This is a genomic window from Paracoccus indicus, from assembly GCF_003056335.1.
Taxonomy (GTDB): domain Bacteria; phylum Pseudomonadota; class Alphaproteobacteria; order Rhodobacterales; family Rhodobacteraceae; genus Paracoccus; species Paracoccus indicus.
Genome location: NZ_PYWA01000007.1, coordinates 176,794 through 189,319 on the forward strand (window position 1 = coordinate 176,794; position 12,526 = coordinate 189,319).

The 12,526-nt window shown below is 66.2% G+C and carries 12 protein-coding genes; 2 read left to right on the forward strand and 10 right to left on the reverse strand.

Annotation, left to right across the window (positions count from 1 at the left end; translation table 11 throughout):
- Positions 1-7: 7 nt before the first annotated feature.
- From DDE75_RS13215 to DDE75_RS13250, 8 genes are all read right to left on the reverse strand, one after another.
- Positions 8-355, reverse strand: a complete 348-nt coding sequence (locus DDE75_RS13215; RefSeq protein ID WP_108502849.1) for a hypothetical protein — start codon at positions 353-355, stop codon at positions 8-10.
- Complete coding sequence (locus DDE75_RS13220) at positions 352-639, reverse strand: DUF2484 family protein (protein WP_245894746.1); 288 nt, start codon at positions 637-639, stop codon at positions 352-354. Before DDE75_RS13220 ends, DDE75_RS13215 begins: the two co-directional genes overlap by 4 nt.
- Positions 636-2,057, reverse strand: a complete 1,422-nt coding sequence (murC, locus tag DDE75_RS13225; RefSeq protein WP_108502850.1) for a UDP-N-acetylmuramate--L-alanine ligase — start codon at positions 2,055-2,057, stop codon at positions 636-638. Before murC ends, DDE75_RS13220 begins: the two co-directional genes overlap by 4 nt.
- Positions 2,054-3,139 carry an undecaprenyldiphospho-muramoylpentapeptide beta-N-acetylglucosaminyltransferase gene (gene murG, locus DDE75_RS13230; RefSeq protein ID WP_108502851.1) on the reverse strand — a complete coding sequence of 362 codons (1,086 nt, stop codon included), beginning with the start codon at positions 3,137-3,139 and terminating at the stop codon, positions 2,054-2,056. The genes murC and murG overlap by 4 nt, the downstream gene beginning before the upstream one ends.
- Positions 3,139-4,302, reverse strand: a complete 1,164-nt coding sequence (ftsW, locus tag DDE75_RS13235) for a putative lipid II flippase FtsW (RefSeq protein WP_108502852.1) — start codon at positions 4,300-4,302, stop codon at positions 3,139-3,141. Before ftsW ends, murG begins: the two co-directional genes overlap by 1 nt.
- 116 nt (positions 4,303-4,418) lie before the next feature.
- Entirely contained in the window at positions 4,419-5,282 is an 864-nt protein-coding gene (locus DDE75_RS13240) for an urea carboxylase-associated family protein (protein ID WP_108502853.1), read from the reverse strand.
- A gap of 1 nt (position 5,283) precedes the next feature.
- Positions 5,284-6,027 carry a cytochrome c biogenesis CcdA family protein gene (locus DDE75_RS13245; protein ID WP_108502854.1) on the reverse strand — a complete coding sequence of 248 codons (744 nt, stop codon included), beginning with the start codon at positions 6,025-6,027 and terminating at the stop codon, positions 5,284-5,286.
- A gap of 146 nt (positions 6,028-6,173) precedes the next feature.
- A complete protein-coding gene (locus DDE75_RS13250; RefSeq protein ID WP_108502855.1) occupies positions 6,174-8,549 on the reverse strand; it encodes an Rne/Rng family ribonuclease in 2,376 nt (791 codons plus the stop codon).
- 468 nt (positions 8,550-9,017) lie between these two features.
- Between DDE75_RS13250 and DDE75_RS13255 the strand changes: the two genes are divergently transcribed.
- Together DDE75_RS13255 and DDE75_RS13260 are read left to right on the forward strand one after the other, a co-directional pair.
- Complete coding sequence (locus tag DDE75_RS13255) at positions 9,018-9,728, forward strand: SOS response-associated peptidase (RefSeq protein WP_108502856.1); 711 nt, start codon at positions 9,018-9,020, stop codon at positions 9,726-9,728.
- Between the two features lie 96 nt (positions 9,729-9,824).
- A complete protein-coding gene (locus tag DDE75_RS13260; RefSeq protein ID WP_108502857.1) occupies positions 9,825-10,709 on the forward strand; it encodes a DUF726 domain-containing protein in 885 nt (294 codons plus the stop codon).
- Here DDE75_RS13260 and DDE75_RS13265 read toward each other — a convergent pair.
- Complete coding sequence (locus DDE75_RS13265; RefSeq protein ID WP_108502858.1) at positions 10,706-11,302, reverse strand: inner membrane-spanning protein YciB; 597 nt, start codon at positions 11,300-11,302, stop codon at positions 10,706-10,708. The genes DDE75_RS13260 and DDE75_RS13265 overlap by 4 nt on opposite strands.
- Before the next feature lie 99 nt (positions 11,303-11,401).
- Positions 11,402-12,304, reverse strand: coding sequence for a DUF1223 domain-containing protein (locus DDE75_RS13270; protein ID WP_162799036.1), 903 nt, complete (start codon positions 12,302-12,304; stop codon positions 11,402-11,404).
- Positions 12,305-12,526 lie beyond the last annotated feature (222 nt).

Sequence of the window (12,526 nt, forward strand, 5' to 3'; positions counted from 1 at the left end):
GGGAGGCTCAGATCAGGAATGTGGCGGCGGCGGCACCAAGGGCCGATGCGAATGCCGCCGCGGTGACCAGACCCGGCCCGTTGCGCCAGCGGACCTTGTGGCGGCGTATATGGGCGATGGCCAGCCCCACGGCCATGCCCAGCAGCGCGGGCATCACCGTGAAGGCCTGCGCGACGATGGCCGCCAGATCATGAAACCCGTCGCGCCCGCGCGCTGCGAACAGCAGCTGGAAGGCGATCGCCATCAGCAGCAGCGCCAGCACCATCAGCGGCCAGCGCAGCTTCAGCCTTGCACTGCCCCATGCGATGAAACCCGACCCCGTCAGGCAGAGGCCCGCGATGATCCAGGGGTTCATGGGTGCTGCCTGCCGTCGATCACGGGGGGCACCACGGCACGGCGACGGCCAAAGGGACGCACGATCAGTGCTAACAAGCCAAGCGCAAAGCTTGCCACGCCGATCCCCGGCCCCCAGAGCAGCGTCAGCCATCCGAGGCTGGGCACCCCAAGGGCGATCAGCACGACGGTCGCGGGGGACCGGATACGGTCCGGCAGAAGCGGAACAAGACAGGCGGCAAGCAGCCACAATCCGGTGACCGTTAAGGCCATCACCGGATATGAGGGCAGCTGGATGCCCGTCATGCGGCCTGACCCTGCAAACGGCCCGGAAGGTTGTTGGCCCAGCCCGAGATGGTCCCTGCCCCAAGGCAGACCACCATATCGCCCGGCCGCGCCTGTTCGCGAACCAGCCGTTCCAGGTCGTCCTCAGACAGAATGGCGCGGGCGTGGCGGTGGCCGTGGGCGATCAGGCCGGCGACCAGATCGTCGCGGCCCGCGCCGGGGATCGGCTCTTCGCCCGCGGCATAGACGTCGGCGATGGCCACGACATCGGCCTCGTTGAAGCAGGTGCAGAAGTCGTCGAACAGCGTCGACAGGCGGGAATAGCGATGCGGCTGGTGGACCGCGATCACCCGCCCCGTCGTCGCCTGACGGGCGGCCTTCAGCACGGCGGCAATCTCGACCGGGTGGTGACCGTAGTCGTCGATGATGGTCACGCCGTCGATCTCGCCCACGCGGGTGAAGCGGCGACCGACACCGCCGAACTTGGCCAGCGCCTCTCGGATCTCGGATTTCTTGATGCCCAGGTGACGCGCGACGGCGACAGCGGCCAGGCAGTTCGAGACGTTGTGGTCGCCCGGCATCGGCAGGGTGCAATCCTCGATCAGGGGGATGTCGTCGCCCGTCGCCTCGCCCTGCAGCGCGATGTCGAAATGGGCGATGCCCTTCTCATAGCGCAGGTTGACCGCGCGGACATCCGCCTGCGCGTTGAAGCCGAAGGTCACGACACGGCGGTCGGTCAGCTTTCCGACCAGGGACTGAACCTCGGGGTGGTCGGTGCAGCAGACGGCCAGACCGTAGAACGGGATGCCGGATGCAAAGTTGTAGAACCCTTGGCGCAGCGCGTCGAAGCTGCCCCAATGCTCCATATGCTCGGGGTCGATATTGGTGATGATGGCAATATCGGCAGGCAGGCGGTTGAAGCTGCCGTCGCTCTCGTCGGCCTCGACCACCATCCATTCACCGGCACCGGCCCGCGCGTTCGACCCATAGGCATGGATCACGCCGCCATTGATGACGGTCGGATCGACGCCGCCCGCATCCAGCAGCGTGGCGACCATTGTCGTGGTGGTCGTCTTGCCGTGGGTGCCGGCGATGGCGATGTTCGATTTCATGCGCATCAGCTCGGCCAACATCTCGGCGCGGCGGACGATGGGCAGGCCGCGACGACGCGCCTCCTCCAGTTCCGGATTGCCCTTCTTGATCGCGGTCGAAACGACGATGACGCCCGCCCCTTCCACGTTCTCGGCCCGCTGGCCCTCGAAGACCTGCGCGCCCAGGCTGACCAGCCGATCGGTGATCTTCGAGGTCTTCAGGTCGCTGCCCTGCACGCGATAGCCGAGGGTCAGCAGCACTTCGGCAATGCCGGACATGCCGATGCCGCCGATGCCGACAAAATGGATGGGGCCAAGTTCTCCGGGCAGTTTCGTCGCCGCATTCATCGCACAATCTCCGTGACGAGGTCGTAAAGGCGCCGCGCCGCATCGGGACGGGCAAGGGACAGCGCAGCCTGGGCCATGGCCGTGGCCTGCGCGGGATCATTCAGGATCGCGCGGATGTCGCGCGTGAGGCTTTCGGCGTCAAGGACCGATTCCGGATGGACCAGCGCCGCCCCGCTTTCGGCCAAAGCCTGCGCATTGGCGGTCTGGTGGTCGCCCGTCGCCGCCGCAAAAGGGATCAGGATCGAGGGTCGCCCGATGACCGTGATATCGGCCAGCGAGGATGCGCCCGAGCGGCTGATGACCAGCTGCGCCTGCGCCAGACGTTCGGGAACATCGGTGAAGAAGGGCTGAACATTCGCCCGGATGCCCGCATCGGCATAGGTGGCGGTGACGCGCTCGGCGTCCTCGGCGCGGGCCTGATGGCTGACGATCAGGCGGGCGCGCATGTCGTCAGGCAGCGCGGCCAGCGCGGCAGGCACCAGATCGGACAGCACGCGGGCCCCCTGGCTGCCGCCGATCACCAGCAGGTGCAGATCCCCCTGCCCCGGCGCGACATAGGGCGCAGCGGCATGATCCAGCACCGCGGCGCGGACCGGGTTGCCGACATGCAGCCCGCTGATGCCCTGAGGCAGATCGGTCGGCCAGATGCCGCAGGCGACACGATGCACGCGGCTGGCGAACAGCCGGTTCACGCGTCCCATGACGCCGTTCTGTTCGTGGATCATCCGCGGCAGGCCAAGCGACCATGCCGCCGACAGCGCGGGGATGGTCGGATAGCCGCCAAAGCCCACCACCACGTCGGGACGGTCACGACGAAACGCCCGCCGCGCGGCCAGCACGCCGGATGCGATCTTGAAGGGCGCCGCCAGCTTGCCCGCGACACCGCCGCGCGCGGTGGTGGCCGAGCGCACCACCTGACGCTCGACCGCGTCGGGAAAGCCGCCCGCATAGCGCGCGCCGCGTTCGTCGGTGGACAGACGGACCCGCCAGCCATTGGCCAGCAGCATCTCGGCCAGGGATTGGGCGGGGAACATATGGCCGCCGGTCCCACCGGCAGCGATCAGGGCAAGGGGTTCGGACATCAGCGGCCTCGGCGCAGGATTTCGGCGATCTCGCCCTGGGGGCGGGTGCGGGTCAGGGCCAGCAGCATCCCCGCCGCGATCCCCGAGGCGATCACCGAGGAACCGCCATAGCTGACGAAAGGCAGGGTCATGCCCTTGGCGGGCAGCAGCCGGACGGCCACGCCCATGTTAATCAGCGCCTGAACGCCAAAGGCGCAGGCCAGACCCGTGCCGGCAATGCGGACGAAGGGGTCACGCTCCTTCAGCAGGCGCAGCAGCGACCGCACGACGATGGTCATGTAGAGCAGGATCACGGTCAGCACCATGATCAGCCCGTATTCCTCGGCCGCGACGGCAATGATGAAGTCGGTATGGGCATCGGGCAGCGACCATTTCACCGTCCCCTCGCCCACGCCGACGCCGAAGAAGCCGCCCTCCTGAATGGCGTTCGTGGCATAGCCGATCTGGGTGCGCGGATCGATGTCGGGCGACAGGAAGCCGTTGATGCGTCGGGCGAAGTGTTCGGATGCACCATAGGCGAAGAAGCCCCCCGTGACCGCCATGCCCAAGACCCCCAGCAGCAGAACCATGGGTGCCCCGGCCACGAAATACATCACCAGCCAGGAAAACAGCACCAGCGAGGCCTGACCGAAGTCCGGTTGCAGCGCCAGCAGGATCACCACCGTCGCCGCCGCGATGAAGGAGTAGAGCTTGCCTGGCGGGCCGCCGATCTCCATCGAGGCGGCCATGAACCAGGCGCAGATCGCGATGAAGCCGGGTTTCAGGAATTCGGACGGCTGGATCGAGACGAACCCGAGGCTGAGCCAACGGGTGGCCCCCTTGCCGAAATCCGTCCCGATGAAGGGCAGCAGGATGATGCAGGCGAAGGCCGCCGCGAAGCCCAGCACCCCGATGCGCCTGATCTGGCGCGGCGACATCATGGAGATCACCAGCATCACGACCAGCGCCATGCCGCCGAAGACCGCCTGGCGCTGCACATAGTAGAAGCGCGGCAGGTTGTTCTTTTCAGCCAACGGCACCGAGGCTGCCAGCCCCAGCAAAAGCCCGATCGCGAACAGCGACAGCACGCAGAACAGCGCCCATTTGTCGACCGTCCGCCACCACCGTGGAAGAATGGGATCACCCGCCCGTGCGGGCGTCGTGCCAAAAACCATGTCGGTCATGGGAATACCGCCGTCACTGCCTCTAGTCCTGTCCGGTTTTCCCGGATCTGCGGGCAAGGATAGCGCGATTGCGGGGTGCGCGCTACTGTAGATTGTGCGGGCGCGGGATCGTGATGTCAGCGCATGCCGTGGCTGCGGTCATAGCTGCCGGGACGCGAAGGCGCCCACCCTTCGGGCGGTTGAACGGGGGCGAAGACCTGCACGACCAGCGGATGGCATTGGGCGGCATCCGAGGAATGCTCACCTCCGCAATCGCCGCCCGGACAGGCCGAGAGCGCGCCCAGCAGATCGGTCTCGGCCATGAACTCCAGATAGTCGCCGGGACGGACGGGGCTGGCCTTCATGAAGTACTGCCCGGTGTCGCGGGTGAAGCCGGTGCACATGAAGACGTTCAGCACGTCATGGACGTGTGCCTCGGCCTGATCCAGCGTCATGCTACGCGCCTCGGCCAAGGCCCGCGTCAGGTTCGAATGGCAGCAGTGGTGATACTGCCCGCCCTGGGACAGCAGGTTGTGGGTATAGGGGTCGCAGCGCGTCCCGATCACGTCATGGACGCTGCCGCCGAATTCGTCGAAGCCGTACCAATCCAGCGTATCCTCGGTGATGGTGGCAAGCGGGCGCAGGTCCGGCAGGTTCGACCACAGCCGGTCGCCCGTCGACAGATGCGTCCCGTGCAGCGCCCGCGTCTTGCCCGAGTAGAACCGCGCCGAGAGATCTGCCGTACAGAGGTTCAGATCCCCCACCTGCGGGCCATCGACGCTGAGGATGCGGAAGAAATGCCCGGCGGTAACCTCGAAACAGGCGGCCTGGCGTGGTGGGACGGTGATCTGTTCCGTCTGGACCCAGCCCTGCCGCGCGGCGCGATAGGCCGCCAGATCGGGCTGCGGCAGGCTGTCCACCGGATAGCAGATGACGGGCGCCACGCCGCGGCGCTGATCGGCATCGGTCGGCGGGATATGTTCGGGACGTGCGGGTTTCATCTCAGCCAAGCGTCGCCAGCGCGGGGAAGGCCTCGAGCAGCCAGAAGCTGAAGGCTGAGAATGCGCCCGTCAGCAGCATGACGCCGACTACGACCAGAAGGCCACCCATGATCCGCTCGATCGTCTTCAGATAGGGCTTGATGCGGTTCATCACGCCGATGGCGCGGTTGATGAAGACCGCCGCCAGCAGGAAGGGAATGCCAAGGCCCAAGGCATAGACCGCCAGCAACGCCGTGCCGCGCGACAGCTCGCCCCCCGTGGCGGCAAGCGACAGGATCATCCCCAGCTGCGGACCGATGCAGGGCGTCCAGCCGAAGGCGAAGGCCAGCCCAAGTGCATAGGCACCAAGCGCCCCACCATCCTGCTTGCCAGCGTTCATACGTGCCTCCTGATCCAGCAAGGGGATGCGGAAGACATGCAGGAAATGCAGGCCCATCACGATCACCATGACACCTGCGATCCGCGCCAGAAGGTCCTGATATTGCAGGAAGGCCCGCCCGAAGGCCGATGCCGCGAAGCCCATGATCAGAAAGACCGTCGACAGGCCCAGAACGAAGAACAGCGCAGGCAGGACGGCGCTGCGTTCGCGCGTCTTCAGCCCGTTGACCCCCACCCCGGTCATATAGGCCAGATAGGGCGGCACGATCGGCAGCACGCAGGGCGACAGGAACGACAGGATCCCCGCCAGCAACGCGACGAAGGCGGCTGGCAGGAAGGCGGCAGAGGCGAGTTCGATTCCCAACATGTCCCGCACCTTAGCGGTCGCCGCGCAGAAGGACAGAGGGCATCGCGTCACGGCTTCGTGGGATCACCCCGCCCGCCCGGAAAGCCTGGGCATGAAAAAGGGGCGCGGCATCGCTGCCACGCCCCCGTTTTCGATCTGCGCGGTCCTTAGCGACCCGACCACCAGCCGCGGCGCTTGCGCGGGGCTTCCTCGCTTGCGGGCTCGGTCTGATTGGCGGCGACGGGCGCTGCCTCGGGGGCAGATGCGGTTTCGACCAGTGCTTCAGCCACAGCCTCGGCGGGGACCGCCTCGGGTGCGGGGGGCTGTGCCTGAACGGCTTCGGCCGTTTCCACCGCAGCGGCTTCTGCCGGGGCAGATTCCGCCGGGGCGGCTTCGGTCGGGAAGCCAGCGGCGCGACCATCGTCGGCATCGGCCGTCAGGTCGACGACCTCGGGCAGCGCCTCGGTTTCGACCGGCTTTCGCGAACGGGACCGCGAACGCGACCGGCGACGACCCGAGGATGCGGGTTCTGCCTCGACCTCCGGTGCTTCGGCTTCCGGCGCTTCGGCTTCGCCTGCATCAGCAACAGGCGCTTCGGCCTCGGCCTCGGAAGCGCCGTTTTCAGCATTGTCGCACTCGGGGCGGTCGCCGATCTTGCGGCGACGACGACGACGGCGGCGGCGGCGGCCACCCTCGCCCTCATCCTCCGACGCGGTCTCCTCGGGCTTCTCGGCCTTGGTGGGCTGGGCTGCCGGGGGATGAGCAACCTCCGAGACCGGGACGATCTCGGCCTCGGGGGCTTCGACCTCTTCGTGGTCGATGCTGGCCATCAGGTCTGCGTTCACGCCAAGCGGCACATGCGAGGGCTCGGGAACCGCGCGGGTGGCGGTCTTGAACTTCTCGATCGCGAAATCGGGCGAGGTCAGCGCCGGATCGGCCTCGACCCGCACGGACATGCCGTAGCGTGCCTCGATACCTGCCACATGTTCGCGCTTCTGGTTCATCAGGAAGTTTGCGACCGCGATCGGCGCCTTGACCAGAACCTCGCGCGAGCGTTTGCGCGTGCCCTCTTCCTCGATGGCGCGCAGGATGGTCAGCGCAAGGCTGTCGTCGCTGCGGATCAGGCCGGTGCCGTGGCAATGGGCGCAAGGCTGGGTGGTGCTTTCCAGCATCCCCGGACGCAGGCGCTGGCGCGACATCTCCATCAGGCCGAAGCCCGAGATGCGGCCGACCTGGATGCGGGCGCGGTCGGACTTCAGCTTGTCCTTCATCCGCTTCTCGACGGCGGCGTTGTTCTTGCGCTCGTCCATGTCGATGAAGTCGATGACGATCAGACCGGCCAGATCGCGCAGGCGCAGCTGGCGGGCGACCTCGTCGGCGGCCTCGAGATTGGTCTTGACGGCCGTGTCTTCGATCGAGCCTTCCTTGGTGGCCCGACCCGAGTTCACGTCGATGGCGACCAGCGCCTCGGTCACGCCGATGACGATGTAGCCGCCCGACTTCAGCTGCACGACCGGGTTGAACATCCCCGACAGATAGCTTTCGACCTGGAAGCGGGCAAACAGCGGCATCTGGTCGGTGTAGTGCTTCACGCTGTCGGCATGCGACGGCATGATCATGTTCATGAAGTCCTTGGCGACCTGATAACCACGCTCGCCCTCGACCAGCACCTCGTCGATCTCGGCGCTGTAGAGGTCGCGGATGTTGCGCTTGATGATGTCGCCTTCCTCATAGATCGCGGCGGGTGCCACGGACTTGAAGGTCAGGTCGCGGATCTGCTGCCACAGGCGCAGCAGGTATTCGTAATCACGGTGGATCTCGGTCCGGGTGCGCTGGCTGCCGGCGGTGCGGATGATCAGGCCCGCGCCCTGCGGCACGTCCAGATCGGCCGCGATGTCCTTCAGCTTCTTGCGGTCGGCGGCATTGGTGATCTTGCGGCTGATGCCGCCGCCACGCGCCGTGTTCGGCATCAGGACGCAATAACGCCCCGGCAGCGACAGATAGGTCGTCAGCGCGGCGCCCTTGTTGCCGCGTTCCTCCTTGACCACCTGCACCAGCATGATCTGGCGGACCTTGACCACTTCCTGGATCTTGTAGCGGCGGGCGCGGGGCTTGCGGGGGGCGCGGACCTCCTCGGTCACGTCCTCCTCGGCGACGGATTCGATGCCGTCGTCGCCCTCCTCCTCGGAGGTTGCGTCGTCATCCTGGGATGCCGACCGCGTCTTGCGGGGGGCTTCTTCGGGCTCGTCGTCGGCCGGGTCGTTTTCCTCGGCCAAAAGGGCGTCGCGATCGGCCGCAGGGATCTGGTAATAATCGGGATGAATTTCCGCGAAGGCCAGGAAACCGTGGCGGTTTCCGCCGTAATCCACGAAGGCCGCCTGCAGCGAAGGCTCGACCCGCGTCACCTTTGCCAGGTAGATGTTACCCGACAGCTGACGCTTGTTGACGGTCTCGAAATCGAATTCCTCAACCTTGGTTCCATCCACCACGACCACCCGAGTTTCCTCGGCGTGGGTCGCGTCTATGAGCATCTTGTTTGCCATTGATATGTCTTTCGCGCAGGCGCCTGACGGGCGGTGCCAGTGGCATCCCCGGAATGCGGCTGCGGTGTGATGAGGACACGGGGGCGTCTTCGGCAACGGCGTTCGGACCGGCGCGGCCAGCGGCCCGCCCATCCTGAAATCTGCCGTCCAAAGCGCGCGTCATCGCGTCTGTTCCTTCGAAAGACCCGGTGCTTGTCAGGCCGACCGGGCCACTGTGTTCATCACCCCCGTGCGCGATTGGCGCGACCGGAGGGCGGGTTTTCCGCGGGGTACATGGCTGTTCCGTCATCTTGATCGGATCCAGAGGTGCCCCGCTGCGAAACTGTCGGTGCCTGGCAACCCCTGGTTGAGGCCGCATTGCACATGGCCCCACCATAGAGGCTGAGGCAGGGAAAATTCAATGCGGAAAACGCGATACCCCGCCCTAAGGCGATTTCCGGCCCGGCGCGGGGATGCTAATCTGGCACCATGTGCAACCTTTTCTCGAACACCACCGCGGTTGAGGCGATGCGCCGCGTCTTTGCCGTCGCCCCGGAAAACGATCACCTGGGCAATGCCCCGCCGCAATCGGCCATCTTCCCCAAGGGCGATGCCGCCATCGTCCGCATGGACCCGGACGGCCAGCGGCGGTTGGATTACAGCCACTGGGGCTTCGTCCTGCCACAGACGTCGACGCGAACGGGCAAGCCGATACAACCTAAGGCTGTAAACAATGCCCGCGACGACAAGCTGCGCGTGTCGCCCTTCTGGCGGTCGGCCTTTCGCCACCGTCGGTGCCTGATCCCCGCCACCAGCTTCTGCGAGATGACGGGGCGCAACCCCGCGACCCATGTCTGGTTCGGCGTCACCGGCCCTCAGGACCGTACGCCCTTCGCGCTGGCGGGCATCTGGCAGGATTACGACGGTCCCTATGGCAACGACCGGCGGGCTTTGCTGACCAGCTCGATGATCACGACGCGGCCAAATGCGCTGGTCGCGCCCGTGCATCCCGACCGCATGCCCGTCATCCTGCACCCGCGCGATCACGACCAATGGCTGCAGGGTACCGATGATGAGGCCTTCGAGCTGCTCGAGCCCTATCCCGCCGATCGGATGGTCATCCATCAGCAGGGCATCGGCCTGACACATGACGGCGATCCGCCGGGGGCCGTCGATGACCCGCAGCTGCCGCTGATCTGACGCAACGGGGCGTCACGCAGACTTAACGCCCCGTTCACGTCTTTGTCGCACCCTGATCCTAGAAGCACCCGTGACGGGACAGCATCGGAGGTCGGGATGACGGTGATCCAGCTGAATGCCGAAGACGGATTGACCGATGGGCTGCTGCAGACGGCCCGGGACCTGCCCAAGGGGGCGCCGATCGTGGTCATGCTGCACGGCTATCGCTATTCACCCGCCACCCCTGCCCATGATCCGCATCGCCACATCCTTTCGCCCGTCGCCCTGCCCCATACGACATCCTGGCCCTGCGCCCTTGGGCTGGACGGCGCTGCCGATCAGGGGCTGGCCATCGGCTTTGGCTGGCATGCCCGCGGCAGGCTGCGGGCCGCCTACAGGCGCGCCGGCCCGACGGGACAGGCGCTTGCCGATGTCGTGTCGCGGCTGGCGCAGGTATCGGGGCGGCCCGTGGGGCTGATCGGGCATTCGCTTGGCGGGCGGGTGGCGCTGCAGGCCGTGCAGGCGGCGGATGCGGGCAGCATCGGTCGCGTCATCCTGTTGAACGCGGCCGAGTTCCGCGACACCGCCGCCGCCGCATTGGCCCGCCCCGCCGGTCGCCACGCCGAGGTCATCAATGTCACCGCCCGTGAAAACGACCTGTTCGATTTCGCGCTGGAGCAGCTCTTGTCGCGCGGCAAGCGACGCGCCCTCGGCTTCGGGTTGGAAACGCAATGCCCGAACTGGGTCGATCTGCAGATCGACGATGCGGCAACGCTGGATGCGCTGGACGGGTTGGGGTTTCCGACCGAACGGCGCGCGCGCCGCCTGTCCCACTGGACGCCTTATCTGCGGGGCGGGCTGTTCGATTTCTATCGCGCGGCGCTTTGCCACCCCTGGGCCCTGCCCCTTGGCCTGCTGCGCCACAATCTTCCGACGTGCCCGCATCCGCGCTGGTCGCGCTTGCTGGCACCAACGGTGGGCCTGGGCGAGGTGCGGGCCTAGCCGTCCTTCTCGGGCAGCGCATGGGCCCGGTAAAGCCCCGCGTTCCCCAGCAGGAAGACGAAAATCAGCACCGGCAGGCCGAAGGTCTTGAAATAGACCCAGGTGGTTTCGGACATGTTGCGCCAGATCACCTCGTTGGCGACGGCCAGCGCCAGAAAGAACAGCGCCATGCGGAAGGTCAGCTTGCGCCAGCCTGCCTCATCCATGGGCAGAGTCTCGGACATGACGGCACCCAGCCAGTTGCGGCGCAGGATCAGGCCGGTCCCCAGGATCGCCGCGAACAGCAGATAGATCAGCGTCGGCTTGAATTTGAAGAAGGCCGGATCGTTCAGCCAAACCGACATGCCGCCGAAGACCACCACCAGCACCAGCGTGGCCACCTGCATCGGCGCCAGCTTGCCGGTGATGCGCCATTGGATCAGCGTCGAGATGATCATTGCGGGAATGAAGGCCAGCGTGGCCACGATGAAACCGCTGTAGGTTTCGCCCCACAGAACCACCTCTCGGCCCCGATACAGCATGAAGACCCCGAAGAAGAGGATCAGGGGACCAAATTCCAACACGGGCTTGATCCAGGGCTTGTTGTTCGTCATCGGGTTATCCGCTTTTTTCATTGGCCATCGGCTGCATGACCCGTTCCATCTGGCGATCTTGTCGCCCGACCCGCGCCCCGCCGCAAGGGCGTTGGCGGCTCAGTCCAGCGGGATCGCGGTCAGGATCCTGCCCGGCAGGCGGCGCTTGCCCATCATCTGCTGGACCAGCACCACGTGACGGGTGTCGGGTCCGAAGCGTTCGTCGGCGAAATGTTCGGGGTGGACGTTCAGGCGCAGCGTGGTCGTGCCGTCCCAGGTCGTCAGATGCTGCGTGCCCAGAACGACATTGGTATAGGTCATGCTGCGGCCCCGGTTCTCGCCCTCGGTCAGATCGACCTGGCGTTCGGGGGCATAGCGCACCAGCATGATGTCGATCTGCCCGCCCAGTTCGGACAGGGGCGACAGCTCGATCACCTCACCCTTGTCGGTGGGTTCGCGCATGACGCTGACGGTGGTAGCAGCAAAGCGACGGCTGTCGATCAGGCCCATCAACTGCGTCGGCCCCGGCGCCACGGCGGTCTCGATGCCCCCTACGATCATCTGGGGGGTATAGACCGAACGTTCGCCCGCGGCCCGGGCATAGGCTTCTTGGCGGTCGGTGAATTCGGGCCTGGCGAAGCTGTCGGCCCAACCAAGGTAATCCCAGTAATCGACGTGATAGGACAGCGGCAGCACGTCGGGCTGCTGCGCCAGTCGTGTCAGCATCGCATCCGCCGGCGGGCAGGACGAACACCCCTGCGAGGTGAACAGCTCGACCACGACGGGTTGCGTCGCCGCAGGCAGGTCCACCGTCGGCGCCGCCACGTCCGAGGCCGAGAAATTGCTGAAACCGCCGTTCTCCAACGCCTCGGACAGCGATGGGACCATCCGGCCCGGATCGTCGGGCGCAAGGATGATCGGCTGCGCAAGGGCAGTCCCGCCCCCTGCCAGCAGGGCAGCCGCGAAGGCCCCCGCCTGAACAAGGCGGCTATGGGTCCGGCACCAGCCTGACACAGACAACATTTGCAGATCCCCGATCTTCATCCTGGACACAGTGATAGCGACCATGCCCCGCAAAGGCCAAATCAAGGCTTCGTCAGCAACCGGCAGCTTTCGGTGCCGTGCCCCTTGAGCAACAGCGCGCCCTATGGTATGCGATTGCATACAATCTTGCGAGACCACCCTTGCGATAAGGTTCCCGATGGGGCAAAGCAGGGGTACGCATGCCCGACCCATCCATTCTTC